The organism is Microbulbifer thermotolerans, assembly GCF_001617625.1.
GTDB classification, from domain to species: Bacteria; Pseudomonadota; Gammaproteobacteria; order Pseudomonadales; family Cellvibrionaceae; genus Microbulbifer; species Microbulbifer thermotolerans.
This window is the reverse complement of the sequence record NZ_CP014864.1, coordinates 1,098,701-1,117,809: the sequence shown is the minus strand read 5'-3', so window position 1 is coordinate 1,117,809 and position 19,109 is coordinate 1,098,701. Positions and strand designations below refer to the sequence as shown.

Genomic DNA, 19,109 nt, shown 5'->3' with positions numbered 1-19,109 from the left:
CTGCGCCCGGAAAACTGCTAGAGTGCGCTCAGAACAGAAGCAAACAATGATGAAAATCCTCCCCCCACTACTGCTGCTTACCCTGCTCGCCACCGCCGGTTGTGGATGGCACCTGCGCGGCGCGCCGCAAAACTTTCCCCCGGGCAGCCTGCTATACATTTCCAGCGAAGACTCGCGCAGTGATATCGCCAACGAGCTGACCCGCCTGCTGCAAAATACCGGGGTACCTATGGCGTCCTCCCCACTGGAGGCAGACTATACGCTGCTTATCCACAAAGAGACCGAGCGCAAGCGCACCGTCTCCGTGGACGCGCGGGGCCGCGCCTCCGAGTACGAGCTGATCACTAGTGCGCTCTACAGCGTGCGCGACAGCGGCGGCAACTGGCTGTTGAACAACGCCCAGGCAGACGTCTACCGCACCCTGGAATGGGACGATAACGAAATCGTCAGTAAGGGGGAGGAAGAACGGTTGCTGCGCGAGGAGATGCGCCGCGAGCTGATCAGCCGCATCATTGACCGCCTGCGCCGCATCGACGTCGAGGCGAGCGCAGAAGAAAGAAACTAATATTTCCGGGCCATTTATGCGCATCAACCCCCGGCAACTGCAACAGAGTCTCAGCAAGGGCCTGATGCCCATCTATGTCGTCACTGGCGACGAACCCCTGATAGTGCAGGAGTGTTGCGACAGTATCCGCGCCGCTGCCCGGAACGGCGGCTTCTCGGAGCGGGAGTTGCTGCACGCGGAACACAGCTTCGATTGGGGGCAACTGCTCTCCTCTGCCGGGAGTATGTCCCTGTTCGCGGAAAAGAAAATCATCGAACTGCGCCTGCCCGGTGGCAAACCCGGCGACAAAGGCAGCAAGGCGCTGCAGGAGTTCGCCGCGCTCGCCGGCAATGACCTGCTGCTATTGCTGGTTCTGCCTCGGCTGGACAGATCCCAGCTCAACAGCAAATGGATCAAGGCCCTGGAACAAAACGGCGTGCTGATCCAGGTGTGGCCGGTGGAGGCCGCGGAAATGCCCCGCTGGATTCACCAGCGGCTGCGCGCCGCCGGTCTGGACGCCGAGCCAGAGGCGATCCAGATACTGGCGGACCGAGTCGAGGGCAACCTGCTCGCCGCCAGCCAGGAAATCGAGAAACTCAAACTGCTCGGTTCAGACAAGCTGATCACCGCCGACCTGATGCGCGACGCCGTGGCCAGCTCCGCCCGCTACGATGTCTTCAACCTGATCGACCGCGCCCTGGCTGGCGATGCCGAGGGGGCGGTCAAAACACTACAGGGCCTGCGCGCGGAAGGCGTCGAAGCGCCAGTGGTGCTCTGGGCCCTGGCGCGGGAAATCCGCAGCCTGCTGGAAATCGGCGAAAAACTGGACCGGGGACAGCCGATCGCACGCCTGGTCCGCATCCCCAAACGCCAACCGCTGGTGCAGTCCGCCCTCGCCCGCCTCACCCCCGCCCGGCTGGAAAGCCTGCTGCTGCGCGCACGTGCGGTGGACACAGCCATCAAGGGCGGCAGAGATCAGGACCCCTGGATCGGGCTGCTGGAACTCGCCTTGAATCTGTCCGGCAAACGCAGCATTTGAAGCGAACACCGCCTTCGAACCGCGCGTCTTGAACACAAAGATGCAAACGGGCTGGCCGGCAAAAGCGCAGTTGCACTAACCTAGGCAACACGGAAACCGCCAATGCTGCCAGGGATACGACCAGTGCCAAAACCAACCACTCCGTCCGTCAAAGCCACAAATTGGGCCGACACCCACGAAGTTTTCAATCAGGTAGCGCCGCTCGCCGGCCACAATCTCTACGCCGCCGATACCGCCCTGTGTCAGGCCGTTCAGTACAACGGCGGCCACTGGGCGGAGGACGACCTGCAGCGCTACGGTGAAGTCTGCGGCCGCCCGGAGATGATTCAGCGCGGCTTCGACGCCAACGAATTCCCCCCGACCTTCGAACCCCACGACCGCGTGGGCAACCGTGTCGATCTGGTGCGCTACCACCCGGCCTACCACCAGCTGATGCAGCTGGCTCTGAGCGAAGGTCTTCACAGCAGCCCCTGGACAGACCCCAAACCCGGCGCCCATGTGGCGCGGGCGGCCAAGTACTATCTGCACTGCCAGCTGGAAGCGGGCCACGGTTGCCCGGTAACCATGACCTTCGCCGCTGTGCCTTCCATTCGCCTGGCGCCGGCACTGGCCGAAGAGTGGCTGCCCAAGATTACCAATCGCGGCTACGACCCGAGCAACCGCCCCCATACAGAGAAAACCGCCGTCACCATCGGCATGGGTATGACAGAGAAACAGGGCGGCTCCGACGTGCGCGCCAACACCACTACCGCTACGCCGCTCGGCGACGGCTGCTACGAGCTGGTGGGGCACAAGTGGTTCACCTCAGCCCCTATGTGCGACGCCTTCCTGATGCTGGCCCGCACCGATGCCGGCCTCAGCTGTTTTCTGGTACCCCGCTGGCGGCCGGACGGCAGCAAAAACCCCGTCCAGATCCAGCGCTTGAAAAACAAGGCCGGCAACGTCTCCAACGCTTCTTCCGAAATCGAGTTGCGCGGCGCCCTGGGCTGGCTGGTAGGAGAAGAAGGCCGAGGAATCAACGCCATTATCGAAATGGTGGCCGTAACCCGCTTCGACTGCATGATCGGCTCCGCGGGCGGCCAGCGCCAGGCTGTCGCACAGGCCATCCACCACGCTTCACAGCGCAGCGCCTTCGGCAAGCGCCTGATCGACCAACCGCTGATGCAGAATGTGTTGGCCGATCTGCAACTGGAGGTGGAGGGCTCCGTCGCATTGACCATGCGCATGGCCCGCGCTTTCGATCACCCGGAGAAAGAGCACGAAAGAATGCTGATGCGCCTGGGCGCCGCCGTGGGCAAATACTGGATTTGCAAGCGCACACCGCACCACGCCTACGAAGCCATGGAGTGCCTGGGCGGCAACGGAGTGATCGAGGATTTCATTACCGCCAGGCTCTACCGGGACGCCCCCATCAACGCCATCTGGGAGGGGTCCGGCAATATTCAGGCACTGGATGTACTGCGCGCCGCCGCCAAAATGCCCGCGACCATCGACCACTGGTTCGACGAGCTGGCGGACAGCACTGGCGCCGATCCTCTGCTGGACAGATGGATTCTCAGTTTGAAAAACCAACTGGCGGACAGCGACCAGATCGAATTCCGCGCCCGCCAACTGGCAGACCAACTGGCACTGGCGATGCAAGCGCACCTGCTGATACAGGGCAGCAGCAGTGCCGTGGCCGAAGCCTTTATCGCCTCGCGCCTGAGCGCGCGGGGCGCGCACAGCACCGGCACTCTGCCGAAAGGACTGGATGTAGCCACCCTGATCGAGCGCGGTAACCCGCAGGGGAACCTCTGATCTATCCGCGCGGACTTTACAGACTGTCGAATCAGAACGGCTTCAAGACGGCCATCATCACCGCACCGCCCACCAGGCAGAGCGCCAAGAGCCCGAACAACATCCGGCGGCCGGCATCGGCCGCCCGCATGGCGCCGATACCGGCCCAGATGTAACCCGCAATCAACAACAACTTGACCAACAGCCAGGGCGCCTGCAGTGGCGACAGCCGGTAGAGCGTGGCGATGGCAATACCCGATAGCAGCAGCAGCGTGTCAATCAAATGAGGCGCGGGCTTAATCCACCTGGCCTCGACAAAGCCCGCCCCCATCTGACGCCCGAGAAAGCGCAACACAAAAAAACTGACGGAAACCGCCACCAAAGTAACGTGCAAGTGCTTCAGAAGCAGTACATTGACCATCAGCCGATCCTCAATAAACGCACCATGTGCTGCGCCTTTCCCTTCGGCAACAAATCCGCCAGGGTGTATTGGTCCAGCACCTGGAAAAAAGCTTCCAACGCCTCGGCAAATATCCGCTTGAGTTCACAGGCCGGAGTGATCACACAGCCCTTGCCATTATTGAAACACTCCACCAACGCCAGATCCTGCTCCGTATCCCGGACCAGGTGACCGACATTGATGTCCTCCGGTCTGCCCGCCAGGCGCACACCGCCGTTTTTGCCGCGAATGGCAATCAGATAGCCTTTGCTGTTAAGAGACTGCACCACTTTCATCAGGTGGTTTTTGGAAATTTCGTAACTCTCGGCGATTTCGCGGATTGTGGCGAGTTCTTCACCCTTGAGGGCCACGTACATCAACACGCGCAGGGAGTAATCGGTATAGCGGGTAATATGCATACTTCAATCTCGTTATCCCGGGCGGCCATCCGCCCGCGGACGGCTCAGTATCGGCCAGTAGAGCACCGTAAATAGCCCAAAGGCCAGGGTCCAGGCCAGCCCCGCCAGGGACAGCCCCAGACGAAAATCCAGAACTTGCAAGGCAACCAGCAGGCGCAGTACGGCAGCGGCGGTAATCGCCAGGTAAATACCCAAACCAAATGGAGCCAGCTTTAACGGGCGCCCCGTATGCCCCACTGCTACACGGGTCATAACACCCAGCAACAGCGTGCCGATCGCTCCCGCACCGAGGGCGTGCTGCCAGGCGCTATCGGGTACCGCACCAATCAGGGCCGCCAGCGCCCGCAACGACAGACTCAACACAATCCAGGCATAGCCGAGGTGCAAAATCCACAGCATGGGCTCTTTACACACGCGCCAACCGGCCCACTGCCACAGGCGCAGACCGTTGCTCAACGCCGCAACCAAGGCTATCAGACCGAGCGACGTCTCCGATACACCCAGCCCATCCAGTGCAATCAACAAAGCAACGGACATCAGTGCCACGCGATCGGTCCAAACTGAGCGCGTCACCCAGTTGGCGTCCCCTCCGTGCATGCGCAGCCAGTTGGCGGAAAACGCCGGAATAATGCGCCCGCCGATAACCGCCATCAGCAGCAGAATCAAATCCAGGCCCAAGCGTTCGCCAGCAGCAAGCAGGTCCGTGCGCCCACTGACAAACCCCAAATGCATCAGCAAATTGCCGCCGAACAGCAGCGACAGCACCACCACCAGGAGCAAATTGCGACGGTTCTTATACGCAACCAGCACCCGCAGCAGGTAAAGTGCCAGCACCGGCAGAAATGCCAGATCCACCAGTGCCACCAGCCAGGTGGGTATCCAGGACGCCAGCCACATGGAGATTCGCCCGCCCATCCACAAAAGCACCAATGCCAACAGGCGCCCCCCTTTGAGAGGCGGCGCTCCCGTCCAATTGGTGACGGCAGTCAGCAAAAAACCGGCGATGGCGGCAGACACCAGGCCGTACAACATCTCGTGGCTATGCCATTGAAAAGGCGACCACCCCAGAGGCAGCGACCAGCCGGCAAAGAGAAACCCCAGCCACCCCAGAATCAGTACAAGTGCGTAAGCCCCGGTCAACAGGAAAAAAGGCCGGAAACCATAGGCGAGCAAAACCGGAGCCTGCCCCTTCTGCATCAGCGGTACCTCCCGCGGCTGCATCGGATGAATGTTCATGCCGAACCCCTCACAAATGATGCATTTAATTTACAACTTTTACTTAAGCACATCAACGATCAACACCCAAAGGGCCTCTGATGAATTCGCTGCCTGGCGGTAAAGAAACCTCAAGACCCACATACTGAGCGCCCCATAACCCATACAGACATAGCACCTATGCAAATTGCTCAAAGACTCCCCATGGTTGATCGAGATCAATTCGATCCCGAATTAAGATGCAAATATTTTACATCTTTAAAAGATGCAAACATAATGAATCTTAAGTGGCACCCCACCAATCTGACAAACCGACAGCGAGGAGGAGTTTTGTGAATACCCTGGATCAACGCCTGGACCGACTGGCGCACCGGATCCCAGGCGCAACTGAGGTGTTTTTTGATCACCGCCTGGATTTCTGTAACAGCGGCGAGCAGACCCTGCGGGAAGCCGCTGCCCGCAAAGCGCTGGACCCCGCAGCCATCGCCGCGGAGCTAGAAGCGCTCGCAAGGGAAACGGAAACGGAAAGCTGGGATCAGGCGCCAGACAGCGCACTGGTCGAGCACATTCTCACCCGCTATCACCAGCGCCATCGCAAACAGCTACCGGCGCTGATTAACCTGGCCGCTCAGGTCGAATCCACACACCGGGATCACCCGGATTGTCCCGCCGGCCTGGCGGAACACCTAAGGCAGATGCTCGCCGAGCTGGAGAGCCACATGCAAAAGGAGGAGCGGATTCTCTTTCCCATGATTCTGCGCGGCATGACCGAAATGGCACGGGCGCCGGCGAGTGTAATGCGCCACGAGCATCTCGACCACGGCCGGGCCCTCGAGCGCCTGGATCGCTTGACCCACTATTTCAGCCCGCCCGCAGAGGCCTGTGAGCACTGGCGCGCGCTGTACCGAGAGGCGGCCACCCTGGCGCGGGATCTGGCGGAACACATCCACTTGGAAAACAACCTGCTGTTTAAACGCATCGAAGAACGAGGGGGGCTCTGAACATGGGGCAATATCGCAAATTGTGGTGGACACTAATCGGCATTCTCGCCGTTACATTTTCGCTGTTGGGATACGTGGGCGTGGAGGTCTATCGCAAGGCACCACCCGTGCCGGCCCGCGTGGTCACGGAAAACCAACAACTAATGATGACCCGCGACAGCATTCTCGACGGCCAGACCGCCTGGCAGTCGGTCGGCGGTATGCAGCTAGGCTCCATCTGGGGGCACGGCGCCTACCAGGCACCGGACTGGACCGCCGACTGGCTGCACCGGGAAATCACCGCCTGGCTCCAGCTGGCGGCCCGGGATGAATATGGCAAAGCGTATGCGGAGCTTAACGGCGAACAACAAAATGCGCTCCGCTATGCTCTGAAAACCGCCTACCGCACCAACACTTATGACCCGGAAACCGGCACCCTGGTTGTGTCCGCGCGGCGCGCGCAGGCGATCGCGCAGACGGCGGATTATTACCGCCGCCTGTTCAGCGATGCGCCCGAACTGCGGAGCACACGGCAGAGTTACGCCATGAAGGAAAACACCCTGCCCGATCCCGAGCGGCGCGAAAAGATGACCCAGTTCTTCTTCTGGACCGCCTGGGCCGCGGCCACGGAGCGCTCACCCGGCGGCGCCACCTATACCAACAACTGGCCCCACGAGCCACTGATCGACAACAAGCCCACAGCGGAAAATATCATCTGGTCCATTACCAGTGTGGTGCTGCTGATTGCCGGTGTGGGATTCCTGGTGTGGGGCTGGGCCTTTTTGCGCGCCGAAGATGAAGAGAAAATCACCGCGCCCGCACAGGATCCCATTACGACTTTCGCCCTCACACCATCGCAACAAGCGCTGGGCAAATATCTATTTGTAGTGGTGGCACTGTTTACCTTGCAGGTCTTCCTCGGCGGCTTTACCGCGCACTATACGGTGGAGGGGCAGAGCTTTTACGGTATCGATGTCTCGCAATGGTTCCCTTACAGTCTGGTGCGCACCTGGCATATTCAGGCGGCACTCTTCTGGATCGCCACCGGCTTTCTCGCCGCGGGCCTCTTCCTCGTCCCCATTATCAACGGCGGCAGGGACCCCAGGTTTCAGAAACTGGGTGTGGATATTCTTTTCTGGGCGCTGGTTCTCGTGGTGGTGGGCTCCTTTGCCGGCAACTTTCTCGCCATCGCTCAGCTGCTCCCCCCCGAGTGGAGCTTTTGGTTGGGCCACCAGGGCTACGAATACGTGGATCTCGGCCGCCTCTGGCAAATCGGCAAGTTCCTCGGCGTGGTCTTCTGGCTGGTGTTAATGCTGCGCGGCATTGTTCCGGCCCTGCGGCAACCGGGGGATAAAAACCTGCTGGCACTGCTGACCGCTTCCGTGATGGCGATCGGCCTCTTTTACGGTGCAGGTCTCGCTTATGGCGAACGCACGCATATCTCGGTAATGGAGTACTGGCGCTGGTGGGTGGTACATCTGTGGGTGGAAGGTTTCTTCGAGGTCTTCGCCACCGCGGCCCTGTCTTTTATCTTCTGCAGCATGGGGCTGGTTTCCCGCACCATGGCCACCACAGCCTCTCTGGCATCGGCATCCCTCTTCCTGCTCGGGGGCGTGCCCGGCACCTTCCACCATTTGTATTTTTCCGGCACCACCACGCCAGTAATGGCCGTCGGCGCCACCTTCAGCGCCCTGGAAGTGGTACCTCTGGTAGTGCTCGGTTACGAGGCCTGGGAAAACTGGCGCCTGAAACAGCGCGCACCCTGGATGCAAAACGTCAAGTGGCCCCTGCTTTTCTTTGTCGGCGTTGCTTTCTGGAACATGCTGGGAGCCGGGGTCTTCGGCTTTATGATCAACCCGCCGATTTCCCTCTATTATGTGCAGGGCCTGAACACTTCCGCGACCCACGCGCACGGTGCCCTCTTCGGAGTCTACGGCCTGCTGGCGCTGGGCTTTACTCTGCTGGTTTTACGCTATATTCGCCCGCACATGCAGTTTAATGACAAACTGATGAGCACCGGTTTCTGGTGGCTGAATATCGGTCTGGCGATGATGCTGTTTACCAGTCTCTTGCCGATCGGCATCATTCAGTTCGCCGCCAGCGCCTCGAAAGGCATGTGGTATGCGCGCAGTGAAGCGCTTCTGCAGAGCGACTTGCTGCACACCCTGCGCTGGGTGCGCACCATCGGCGATGTGGTGTTTATCGTCGGCGCCCTGGCGGTAAGCCTGCAAGTGGTCAAGGGACTCTTTCTCCCCACGGCTGCGCGACAGGGCGAGGCGGCACCCAGCCGTGTAAACAGCTCGCGCGCCGCGGCCGAATAACCGGCAACAGGACTCGGCAGGCCCAGAGCTTTATGGAACTCGAGGCAGGTGCCCCAGGGCAACTGCCTTGACGCGCACGCCCAACGGCCCCCGGATTACTCTCCGGGGACGCCGTCGAAACTGAGCCGGAACTGCAGTGCGGTGCGGCCGCTGTGATTGGCCCGCAGCATGGCGAATTGTTTCGCCGCCCGGTGCAAGGCTTCGCGGTCGCCCGGGTAGTCGGGAAAGTAGCTATCGACAATTTGCAGATAAGTGCTCCAATCCGCGGGATAAAAACTCAGCCACAGACCGAAACGGTCGGCGAGGGACAGAGTCTCCTCGACACTGTCACCGTAGTGCAACTCAGTGCCGACCACACGGGTCTGTTCGTTGTCCCGCGCATCCTCCGGCAACAGGTGGCGGCGGTTGGAGGTGGCATAGAGGAGAATGTTTTCCGGCGGCAGCTCCAGGGAGCCGGCAAGTATCGTCTTCAAACCCTTATAACTGGTATCGCCCGTCTCGAAGGAGAGATCGTCACAGTAGAGAATAAATTTGTACTGGCGGGCCTCGGCGGTATCCAGCAGGTCGACAATTTCCGGCAGATCATCCAGATCCGCCAGATTCACTTCCACACAGCGCAGCCCCTCGTCGCCGAACTCGTTCAACAACGCCCGAATCAGACTGGACTTTCCAGTGCCGCGCGCTCCCCACAAAAGGGCGTGGTTGGCAGGCTCGCCACGCAGAAATTGCCGCGTATTTTCCAGCAGTGCCTGTTTCTGCTGCTCAATCCCGAGTAAATCGTCCAGGCGGATCGGGTCCAGGCGGACAACGGGTTTCAGACGGGCGTGTTTGGCCCGCCAAATAGCGGCTCGATTTTTTTTCCAGTCAACAGATTGCATAGTGTGTGCAGATCGTTCTTCCATTGCTGTGTCGGGGCGGCTGTGGGCCTTTTTTCGGCGGGGCAATTACTCTTCCCGCTTTTTCTCTCTCGTTTCCCTGACCACCCGCAGCAGCGGCTCGTCCGAGCGAAAAATCAGTCCGTGAATTTCGGTGGCCGTCTGGCCCTGCAGCAATTGCTGCAGATATTGCACAATCTGCGCGGAGATTTCCTGCCCCGGAACCAGCACCGGAATGCCCGGTGGGTAGGGCACGATTTCATCCGCGCTGGTGCGGCCGATCAAGTCTTGCGCCGCCACGGCGCCATTGTCCATCAGCGGCAACTCCTCCGTCTCGGCGAAATAGGCATCCGCCGGCAGACAGTTGAAGTGGGTGAACTCCGGCAACCGCCTGGGGGAACCCACGTGGGCGCGCTTGCGGGGATTGCGGGCCAACTGCTTGAAGGCATGGATCAGGCGCAGCAGTTTGCTCTCGGTACTGCCGAGTGTCACCAATACCGTAATGGTGTTGTAGGTGGTCTTTTCCACCTGGATGCCGTACTGGTCGAACAGCTTGATCTGCATCTCCTTGCCGGAGTAGCCGCTCGCGGAAATATCGATGGTCACCTTGGTGGGGTCCAGACGGATATTGTCGCCACCGAGCGGCTCGGCGATCAGGTCTTCGCGGGTCAGGGCGCGGAAAACGCCTGTCTCATCCACCGCGCGGCGCAGAGTCTCCACCATTTGCAGACACTGTTTCAGGCGGCCATAGCCCTCCATCGCCATCTGCTTGCGCGCCACATCGAGGCTGGCAATCATCGCGTATTGCGGGCTGGTGGAGGCGTGCATGTTCAGGTTTTCACGGAAGCGGTGGTCGTCGAAATCCGGGTCTTGCACGTGGATCATGCTGGCCTGAGAGAAGGCGGACAGCATCTTGTGGGTGCTCTGGGTCACATAGTCGGCGCCGCATTCCAGGGCTGTCGGACGCAGCTCCGGGTGGAAGTAGCCGTGGGCGTACCAGGCTTCATCCACCAGCACCTTGACGCCGCGCTCGTGGGCGTAATCGATAATCGGCCGCAAATCGTAGCGCAGACCGTCGTAGGTGCAGGAAGTAATCACCAGCAGGCGCGCATCACTGTGTTCATCCAGCGCGGCTTCGATATCGCTGCGCCTGACCGGGCCGTAGATGCCGAATTCCGGATGAAGAACCGATTTCAAATACACCGGTTCACAGCGATTCATCACTATCGCATGGTGAACCGATTTATGGCAGGCCTGGTCGACGATAATCTTGCCGCCGCCGCCGAGTATCTGCTGTATCACCACCTTGTTGGCGGTGGAGGTGCCATTGGTCAGGAAAAAGGTATGCTGGGCACCGAAAGCCTGGGCTGCCAGATCCTGAGCCTCCTGAATCACCGAGTGGGGCTCCAGCAGGCTGTCCAGCACCTGCACCGATACGGAGAGATCGGTGTTGAACACATGCTCGCCCATAAAACGGTAGAAATCGCCGACCCAGGGGCTGTTGCGCAGGCTGTCGCCGCCAGAGTGGCCGGGAGTGTGCCAGGCGTCCCGGGCACTGAAAACATACTCCTTCAGGGTGTCGGCAAAAGGGGTGGAGGCGCGGCGAGCGATAAACGCCTGCACCAAGCGGAACATATGGTTGAAGTTGCCCTCACGGCGGTCGAACAGCTCGTCGAAGCGCTGGCGCAATGTCGCGATGGAACCCGTCGACTGCGGCGCGGCACCGGCAAAAGCCCCGTGGGTGATGAGAAAAATGTTGAGTTCTGAGCGCAGACCGTGGATCAAGTCCGCCAGCGCCTCCGCCGCGGCGAGCCCCTGAGCGTCGCTGCCGCCGTCGACGATTAGCGCCTGTAATCGGTCTTCCTCCCGCAGCAAGTGCTCAACACCGGCGGGAGTAACCGCCTCAAAGCGCACACCGTAAGGGTTCTCGTGCTGCGCGGCAGTGGTATTCAGCGCATTGACCCAATCGCCCGCAAGTGTGCGATCGGCACTGACCAGGGCGACCCGGCACTCCAGCGGCTGCACACTCTCACTCAGGTTGCCCAGATCAGGCATCTTCAGTTCCAAACCCATAGTCTTATCCATCAGCATAGCCCGACACTTTCCACAGGCCGCTGCATGCTTCTATTAACCTATTGATATTATTTGATTTTTTGCCCGCTGCGGCATCGGAACCGGAGGGAAATGACCCGCGGGACAGGAGGCAGAGTCTAAAGGAGGCAACGTGGAAATTCCGCGAGTCGGCAAGATTTCAGCACCATCCACCAAAAGCAAAACCAAAACCCACACAAGATATCACATAGCGAAAATTTTTAGAATTTTGCACTATGCACCCACCCGTTGAATTCCAGGCAGTCCCGCACCCGCTGACGCTGCACCGGAGACAGCGCTTCGAGCGGAAAATAGGCCGCGTCCGAGTGCTCGTCGGACAAAGTGATCTCACCGGTGTCGGAGAAATGGGCACGAAAAATAAATACATGGGAGCGGTAGACACTGTGGTAGTAAACACCGCTCAGATACTCGATGCGCACCGCCCGCCCCAGCTCCTCGCGGCACTCCCGTAGCAGCGCTTCGTGAATGGTTTCGCCCGGGTCCAGCGCGCCTCCGGGCAGACCCCAGTTTTTATCTCCATAGGTGGCCCGCAACTGCAACACCTCTCCCTGCCCGTTGGTAATAACGGCGTGCGCGCTGAGACGATAGGTGTCTTCAAATCCCATTGCACTAGAACCCTTGCGCCAGCTCGAAACCAAATCCGAGCGTCTGCACCGACTCATCGTAATCGATCAGGCTCTCTCCATAACCATTGAAATACTTCATGTAACCGCGCACCCGGTTACCAATGGGAAAGCCCCAAGACAGCTCGACAGCACCGTGGTTGTCGGAGCGAAGGTTGTTGCGCAGCATCAAAGAGATGGAGTGCTCGCCCCGCTGGTAGCGGCCGCTCAACTCGAAATGTCCGAGGTAGTGTTCTATATCCGGGTTGTCATCATCTTCGCGCTTCTCGGGAATCCGATACCAAGGCTTGAAACTGATAAGGTAGCAGTCCCGTGCAAAAACAAAATTCGCATAGATTCTATTCCAGCTGCGCGACAGGGGTTCACTGCGACCATTGGACTGGTGGTTGATCGCCAGCTGGTTGGCCACATTCTGCCAACCGAACAGACTCCGATCATTCAGCCACGTCATGATCAGTTCCGGTTCGTGATTGGTCTCGCGAAAAGGCGAAGAATTATCGGAATTGTACGCCTGCCAAAAACTGCGATTGGTGTAAGCGACGCTCATAAAAGAGGCCTGGCCGAGAAAGCCGCGCCACACGGGCACTTGCACTGACAACTGAAACTGCACTTCCAGGGAATCCAGTTCTTCTGTGTCGCCGATAAGTGGCTCGATATCTTCCAGACCCGCTTCATCCGGTGACGGATTGTAGACCAGCGGCAGCAAATAGTTGGTCTTGTGAGAAGCCAGGGTAAAGGGGTTGCTGGCGGCATCACGTATGGCCATGGCGGCATCACTGGTAATGACCTCATCGCCGGATACCGGCTCAGGTGCGGACTCAGTGGCAAAGTGCGAGCGCTCCTCCCGCAACACCGGATCACCGTGCACCTGCTCAGTACAGAAACGGCGCATTTCCGCCACGGTGACATCGGACTGGGCCATCAGTAACTGCTCGCGCAGACAGGTCAACTCCCGCTGCTCCATGGTCAACTGGGCGTCCACCGTCTTCGGGGTTAAATCCGCCTCCTGCACGTCCGCTACTGCGGGCAGGTTACAAAATAGAGACAGAAAGAAGCCGTGAACAAGCTTGCGGCACAACAAAGCGCCCTCCCCCCTTTAGAATTGAATCCGGCGGCAAGCTTACACTGCTTGAATGAATATTACCCGAACAACCCGACAACTTTGCCCAAACCCGTTGGGGGAGGCTTCGATGAGTCCGCGTAAATGCCGCATATCGTGGCCGGCGTGTGGATTTTTGCAACGACAGCCCCCATACGGATAGGTCAGGGATACCCCTAAAACCCCTGCGCCAACTCAAACCCCACACCAAGTGACTGCTGACGGCGATCGTAATTGATCAGATTCTCACCGTAGCCGTTGAAATATTTAACGTAGCCGCTCAGCCTCTGCCCGAGGGGAAAACGCCAGCGCACCTCAAAAGCACCGCGGTTTTCCGCCCGCAAATTATTGCGCACCAGCACAGACACCCCATAGCCCGACGTGCGGTACCCCCCCCTCCAGCTCAAAGTTGCCCAGGTAAAACGCAAGATCGGGGTTGTCATCGCCCGCCCCCTCTTCCGGAATACGGTACCAAGGCTTAACTGATAGAAAAAAATCTTCCCGTTCAAATACAAAATTGGCGTATACGCGGTTCCAACCGCGGGACATCTCGCCCCCTCGGCCGTTGGACTGATGGCTGACCGCAAGCTGGCTGACAACGCACCGCAAACCCAACAGTGTCCAGTCACTCAGCCATGTCATTATCAATTCCGGTTCGTGAGTGCTTTCGCGAAAGGGCGCAGAGCTGGTATAAGCCTGCCAGAAGCTGTGATTGGTGTAGGCGAAGCTGATGTAAGAGCCCTCGCCCAGAATTCCGGCCCAGACAGGCACCTGCACTGAAAACTGAAACTCCATTTCGAGCGCATTCCAATCGGCCGTTTCAGGGCTGTCAGTGTTTTCCGCATCGCGGGTGTCGCTGTAGGAAAGGGGCAAGACATAATTGGACTTGTGAGAAACGAGCGAGAAACGATTCATCGACGCCTCGCGCACCGCCTGAACCCGGTCGCTGCTATGTACCTCAGCAGCCGAATGCGAAGAGACGGGACCTCCTCCGCCGGGCGCCACCGCCGCTTCCTGCGATAACTCCTGGCCGAGCAGCGGACTCTGAGGGAAAAACAAAACGCACAGACAAACCCAGCATCCCTGGCAAAAAGCGGAAGGCATGGCTTTTACTCCCTGTTAAAGCCAACTACCTAAAGAGCTTAGGTAACCTCTGATTAATTCGCTTCCTGACGGTAAAAATTCTTTGGAGCTAGATGAGAAGCTCAGGTGATAAGATGGTCATTTCGAAACCGTCGGATACAGGGAGGTATCCGTCGGAGCTACAGGGAAGTACTCGTGCGTTTTCGAAATGGCCATCCTATTGCCTGAGCGCCACGGAACTAACCAAAGCGTTCACGCGAATTAATCAGAGGTTCCTTAGACTCGCCGGGCTGGTTTAGCGTGATAAGGCGTACAGGCAGGCGCTGCAGAGTCAGCACTCACTATCACACGAGGCGCAGCAACTTCGGCGACCATTCGAGGTCCCGCAACCGTACCTGCCACAGCCGACCGGTACTTGAAGGCCAGTCATAACCGACCAACAGGCCGCGCTCATCCACGTAGCAATGGGCGTCGCGCTCGGCCTCCTCTCCCTGATAGATATAACCGCAGACATTGTCCCCCAGCTCCTGCGCGCCCTGGGTAGCGGCATCGCCGGCTAGCGGCCGTGCGCTTCGGTGGCTAACCCGCGGTGCCAGCAACTTGCCACGCTGGGACGGGTCGACGATATCGGGACTGACGACTTCCAGCCCCTCGCGAAAGGTTTCCAGCTTGAGCAATAAAGGCCCCATAAAAATGCGCATGAGCGGAAACAACAGACGCCCCGCGCCCTCGACACTCGCACTCTGCGGACCGTTGGGTCCCGTCCAGTCCACCGCTATCGGGTCTCCCAGTCGCGGCTTTTGGCCGGCGTCATGGCACAGGCGGTAGCGGGCATTCTCCTCACCCACCTGGTCCCGCCAGCGTATGCGGAAGTCGCTCACCAGGCCCTCGCAGAAGCGGGCGCAAACTTCCATGCCGAAGCCCTCTTCACCCACCAGGCGTCGACTGATCACGATGCGGTGGCCCTCGGTGTCCTCACCCAGTTGCCAGCTGTCCTGAACTGGCATGGCCCGGCCGTCACAACTGTAGTGATAACGGCCCTGTGCCAAAGTTGTACTCAGTCGCATTGCAAACTCCCTCCCTGTTCCGCGCGCACCAAACTGAGGCGTTGATTCGCCACACACCCGGAACACACTACTTTCAAAAGTATTGCACAGGGCGGCGCGCGGCGCCGTGGCAAGCCGCCGCCGAAAAGTAGAAAGCCGCGCTGCAAAGAGCGCTCGGAATATCAAAAGGGCTCGGATTTTTTCGCCCCTCTAGAGGAAAGACACGGAGCTCCGGAAAAGAGAGCGGCGCCGGGAGTCTCAGCCCCCTACAAATACCGCTGCCAAAATGCCGCCTGCCCCATTGCTTCATCCAGGGCATAGGGCCTAAAGCCTGACTTTCGGTATGCAGCCTGCGCCGGCAGGTTTTTCTCCAGCACTTCCAGGGTCAACTTGCAGCAACCGCGTTTTTTCGCTTCCTTCGCCACCAGCTCCAGCATCTGCGTACAAACACCGGCACCGCGGGCATTCTTGCTGACGATCACATCGTGGATATTCACCAGTGGTTTGCACAGGAAAGTGGAGAATCCGGTAAAGCAATTGACCAGCCCCACCGCGCGGTTTTCACGGTAGGCCAGCACGCTGAAAGCGCCGGGGAATTCCGCCAGCCTCTGCACCAGGTGTGCCCGGCAAAAGTCGGATAGAGGCTCCCCCCCGCCGAAAGGATCGCGGGCGTATTCCTCCATCAGCGCCAATATGTCCCGCGCGTGTGTTTCGTCGCGATAGTCGGCGATCGAAGTGGTTATAGCTGTTTCAGCATCCCGTATCGGTATTCCCATTGAGTGCATCCTTCTGCTACCCGCCCTCAAATCCGGCAAAACGGCGCAGATAATTGCGCAACCGGGTACGTTGCGCCAGCAACCAGCGCACCCGATTGCGATGCCGACACAGGGCACTGGCGCGATAGGAGCGCCAGCGCCGCCAGCGGGATACCCCCACTCTCTTTCTGCCCACAGACTACCCTCCCTTGATGTCGAAACCGGCATTTCCCAGCGGGGACTTTGCGCTTGGCCACTACCGACAAAGCCGCTATGCTGCGCATCACATGGACAATCGGCCAGATCAGGAATCCCCTTTGCCCCCGCTCAAGCACCTACTAAAGAACAACAGACAGTGGTCCCTCGCAACCCGCGAGCAGGCCCCAGACTTTTTCCTCAAGCTCTCCGAACAGCAATCCCCGGAGTATCTGTGGATCGGCTGCGCCGACAGCCGGGTGCCCGCCAACGAGATTGTCGGGCTGCTGCCGGGTGAACTGTTCGTGCACCGCAACGTGGCCAACGTGGTAGTCCACACAGACCTCAACTGCCTGTCGGTACTGCAGTATGCGGTGGAAATTCTCAAGATCAAACACATTATTGTCTGCGGCCACTACGGCTGTGGCGGCGTGCAAGCGGCGCTGGATAATCAGCAGCTGGGCCTGATCGACAACTGGCTGCGCCATATTCAGGATGTCCGCGACAAACACCACACGCTGATCGATCTTTTCCAACAAAAGGAGCGCACCGATCTGCTGTGTGAACTGAATGTTCTGGAGCAGGTGATCCACGTGTGTCAAACCACCATTGTGCGGGACGCTTGGCGCGCCGGCCAGCCGCTGTCGGTCAACGGCTGGGTCTACGGCCTCAAGGACGGTCTGGTGCACGATCTGGGCATCTCCATCACCCATCCGGGCGAGATCGCCGAGATCTACCACAACGCCCTGACCAATATCGCCCAGCGCGACCGTGAATAGCGACTTTCGCGAATATTTTTCTTAATATTTTCATTCCAAACCAACCCGGCAGAAGCCGGGTTTTCTATAGATGACCGAGGGAGCAATGGCCGAGTACCGCGTGTGGGAGTGTCAGATCTGTGGCTGGATTTACGATGAAGCCGAAGGCTGGCCCGAGGATGGCATAGCGCCGGGCACCCGCTGGGAAGATATCCCCGATGACTGGTGTTGCCCCCAGTGCGGCGCCGCCAAAGAAGATTTTGAGATGGTGGAGGTGCGCCGCAAGCAACAGCCGGAGGCGTTGAACGCCGCCACCTCTAAAGAAGCGCCTTCAAGCGAAAAAACAAACGCCGCACCGGCACAGGCCACCTACCGCATCTGGGAATGCATGGTGTGCGGCTGGGTCTACGATGAATCCAAGGGCTGGCCCGAAGACGGCATAGCGCCGGGCACCCGCTGGGAAGATATCCCCGACGACTGGTGCTGCCCTCAGTGCGGCGTGGGCAAAGACGAATTCGATATGGTACTGGTGGCCGAGGTTGAACCCCCGGCCCCGCCCCAGTCGCCCACTTCCGGTGTCGATAGTGGTGAGGAACCGCTGGTGATCGTCGGCACCGGTCTCGCCGGCTACAATCTGGCTCGCGAATTTCGCAAACTGGACCAAAGCACCCCGCTGCTGTTGATCACCGGCGACGACGGCACTTTCTATTCCAAGCCGCTGCTCTCCGCCTCCCTGGCCCACGGCAAGACGCCGCAACAACTGGCCGGCACCTCCGCCGAGGAGATGGCGCGGGAGCTCAACGCAGAGATACTGGTATTCACCCAGGTAACCGCGATCCACACCGGGTCCAGGACTCTGACCCTGACGTCGGATAATGGCAGTGCGGAAGTTCGCTACGGCAGGCTGGTACTCGCAACCGGTGCCAGCTGCCGTCCTCTGCCGCCGATCGGCGGCGATGGCCACGCCCGCCTCTTCCGCATCAACAACCTCGCCGACTATCACCGCTTCCGCACCGCACTGGTGGGCCGCAAACGCGTACTGCTGCTGGGCGCCGGCCTGATCGGCTGCGAGTTTGCCAACGATCTGACTCAAAGCGGCTATCAAGTGGAAATGGTGGATACTCTGGGCTGGCCCCTGGCCACACTGCTGCCGGAAGCCGCGGGGCGAGACCTGCAGCGCGCACTCGAATCCGAAGGCGTACGCTTCCATGGCAACACCAGGGTACTGCGCCTGGACCGCAACGGTAACAGCATCCGCGCCTACCTCGATAATGGTGAGCAGCTGGAAGCGCACCTGGCACTGGCCGCCCTGGGCCTGAGCGCCAACACCAGCCTGGCCGCCGCAGCCGGATTGCAAGTCGCGCGCGGTATTGCCGTGGACCGCTATCTGCGCACCAGTGACGCCAATATCTTCGCCCTGGGCGACTGTGCCGAGGTGGAGGGCAATCTGCTCTACTTTGTTGCCCCGCTGATGGCCTGCGCCCGCGCCCTGGCCAAGACGCTGGCTGGAACACCCACGCCGGTGCGCTACGGCGTCATGCCCCTCGCCGTCAAAACCACCCTGCGCCCCGTCACCATCTGCCCGCCGCCCGCCGAAGCGGAGGGCAAATGGCACATCGACAGTAATGAGCGTGGAGTGCGGGCAGAATTTCGCACCGAAGCCGGTCAGTTACTGGGCTTTGCCCTGACCGGCGCCGCCATCGCCGCAAGAGATGACCTCGCCGCTGAATGCGTGCCAGTAATGGGATAATGATTACGCGGTGCCTGCTTGAAAGGCCGCCTCCGGGGAAGCAAAGCGCGCAACGGGACAGCTTTTGACGTAGAATGGCG

19 protein-coding genes are annotated in these 19,109 nt (G+C 59.7%); 7 read left to right on the top strand and 12 right to left on the bottom strand.

All coding sequences use genetic code 11. From position 1 onward, the window contains the following. Window positions 1-46: 46 nt before the first annotated feature. From A3224_RS04650 to A3224_RS04640, 3 genes are all read left to right on the top strand, one after another. Entirely contained in the window at window positions 47-565 is a 519-nt protein-coding gene (locus A3224_RS04650; RefSeq protein WP_067152073.1) for an LPS-assembly lipoprotein LptE, read from the top strand. A 16-nt stretch (window positions 566-581) separates the two neighbouring features. Further along, entirely contained in the window at window positions 582-1,583 is a 1,002-nt protein-coding gene (holA, locus tag A3224_RS04645) for a DNA polymerase III subunit delta (RefSeq protein WP_067152071.1), read from the top strand. A gap of 123 nt (window positions 1,584-1,706) precedes the next feature. Further along, window positions 1,707-3,380, top strand: a complete 1,674-nt coding sequence (locus A3224_RS04640; RefSeq protein WP_231902461.1) for an acyl-CoA dehydrogenase family protein — start codon at window positions 1,707-1,709, stop codon at window positions 3,378-3,380. Window positions 3,381-3,411: 31 nt separating this feature from the next. On the opposite strand, the gene A3224_RS04635 is transcribed toward A3224_RS04640, so the two are convergent. From A3224_RS04635 to A3224_RS04625, 3 genes are read right to left on the bottom strand one after another with little or no spacing between them, the layout of a single operon-like run. Continuing rightward, complete coding sequence (locus A3224_RS04635) at window positions 3,412-3,780, bottom strand: SirB2 family protein (protein ID WP_067152068.1); 369 nt, start codon at window positions 3,778-3,780, stop codon at window positions 3,412-3,414. Beyond that, the gene (locus tag A3224_RS04630; protein ID WP_067152066.1) at window positions 3,780-4,217 is read right to left on the bottom strand and encodes an RrF2 family transcriptional regulator; all 438 of its coding nucleotides are present in this window, start codon (window positions 4,215-4,217) and stop codon (window positions 3,780-3,782) included. Before A3224_RS04630 ends, A3224_RS04635 begins: the two co-directional genes overlap by 1 nt. Window positions 4,218-4,229: 12 nt before the next feature. Next, the gene (locus A3224_RS04625) at window positions 4,230-5,453 is read right to left on the bottom strand and encodes an NnrS family protein (protein WP_231902460.1); all 1,224 of its coding nucleotides are present in this window, start codon (window positions 5,451-5,453) and stop codon (window positions 4,230-4,232) included. A 311-nt stretch (window positions 5,454-5,764) separates the two neighbouring features. On the opposite strand from A3224_RS04625, the gene ytfE reads away from it, so the two are divergent. Together ytfE and A3224_RS04615 are read left to right on the top strand one after the other, a co-directional pair. Further along, entirely contained in the window at window positions 5,765-6,433 is a 669-nt protein-coding gene (ytfE, locus tag A3224_RS04620; protein WP_067152064.1) for an iron-sulfur cluster repair protein YtfE, read from the top strand. 2 nt (window positions 6,434-6,435) lie between these two features. Then, window positions 6,436-8,733 (top strand): nitric-oxide reductase large subunit, encoded by a 2,298-nt coding sequence (locus tag A3224_RS04615; protein WP_082817385.1) that lies wholly within the window; start codon window positions 6,436-6,438, stop codon window positions 8,731-8,733. Between the two features lie 95 nt (window positions 8,734-8,828). Here A3224_RS04615 and A3224_RS04610 read toward each other — a convergent pair whose 3' ends face one another. From A3224_RS04610 to A3224_RS16800, 9 genes are all read right to left on the bottom strand, one after another. Continuing rightward, window positions 8,829-9,677 carry an ATP-binding protein gene (locus tag A3224_RS04610; RefSeq protein WP_231902459.1) on the bottom strand — a complete coding sequence of 283 codons (849 nt, stop codon included), beginning with the start codon at window positions 9,675-9,677 and terminating at the stop codon, window positions 8,829-8,831. Next, window positions 9,678-11,699: an aminotransferase class I/II-fold pyridoxal phosphate-dependent enzyme gene (locus A3224_RS04605; RefSeq protein ID WP_082817384.1), complete on the bottom strand. Its 2,022-nt coding sequence runs from the start codon at window positions 11,697-11,699 to the stop codon at window positions 9,678-9,680. 221 nt (window positions 11,700-11,920) lie between these two features. Further along, window positions 11,921-12,325 carry an NUDIX hydrolase gene (locus tag A3224_RS04600; RefSeq protein WP_067152062.1) on the bottom strand — a complete coding sequence of 135 codons (405 nt, stop codon included), beginning with the start codon at window positions 12,323-12,325 and terminating at the stop codon, window positions 11,921-11,923. Between the two features lie 4 nt (window positions 12,326-12,329). Then, window positions 12,330-13,424 (bottom strand): phospholipase A, encoded by a 1,095-nt coding sequence (locus A3224_RS04595; protein WP_231902458.1) that lies wholly within the window; start codon window positions 13,422-13,424, stop codon window positions 12,330-12,332. A gap of 194 nt (window positions 13,425-13,618) precedes the next feature. Next, window positions 13,619-13,798: a phospholipase A gene (locus A3224_RS17395; protein ID WP_197463050.1), complete on the bottom strand. Its 180-nt coding sequence runs from the start codon at window positions 13,796-13,798 to the stop codon at window positions 13,619-13,621. Then, window positions 13,788-14,546, bottom strand: a complete 759-nt coding sequence (locus tag A3224_RS04585; protein WP_082817382.1) for a phospholipase A — start codon at window positions 14,544-14,546, stop codon at window positions 13,788-13,790. Before A3224_RS04585 ends, A3224_RS17395 begins: the two co-directional genes overlap by 11 nt. Window positions 14,547-14,869: 323 nt before the next feature. Then, complete coding sequence (locus A3224_RS04580) at window positions 14,870-15,592, bottom strand: hypothetical protein (RefSeq protein WP_067152055.1); 723 nt, start codon at window positions 15,590-15,592, stop codon at window positions 14,870-14,872. Window positions 15,593-15,837: 245 nt separating this feature from the next. Further along, complete coding sequence (locus A3224_RS04575) at window positions 15,838-16,347, bottom strand: GNAT family N-acetyltransferase (RefSeq protein WP_067152053.1); 510 nt, start codon at window positions 16,345-16,347, stop codon at window positions 15,838-15,840. A gap of 16 nt (window positions 16,348-16,363) precedes the next feature. Further along, window positions 16,364-16,522: a hypothetical protein gene (locus tag A3224_RS16800; RefSeq protein ID WP_156481427.1), complete on the bottom strand. Its 159-nt coding sequence runs from the start codon at window positions 16,520-16,522 to the stop codon at window positions 16,364-16,366. 121 nt (window positions 16,523-16,643) lie between these two features. On the opposite strand from A3224_RS16800, the gene can reads away from it, so the two are divergent. Then, the gene (can, locus tag A3224_RS04570) at window positions 16,644-17,300 is read left to right on the top strand and encodes a carbonate dehydratase (protein ID WP_139223107.1); all 657 of its coding nucleotides are present in this window, start codon (window positions 16,644-16,646) and stop codon (window positions 17,298-17,300) included. A 70-nt stretch (window positions 17,301-17,370) separates the two neighbouring features. After that, complete coding sequence (locus A3224_RS04565; RefSeq protein ID WP_407939275.1) at window positions 17,371-19,029, top strand: FAD-dependent oxidoreductase; 1,659 nt, start codon at window positions 17,371-17,373, stop codon at window positions 19,027-19,029. Window positions 19,030-19,109 lie beyond the last annotated feature (80 nt).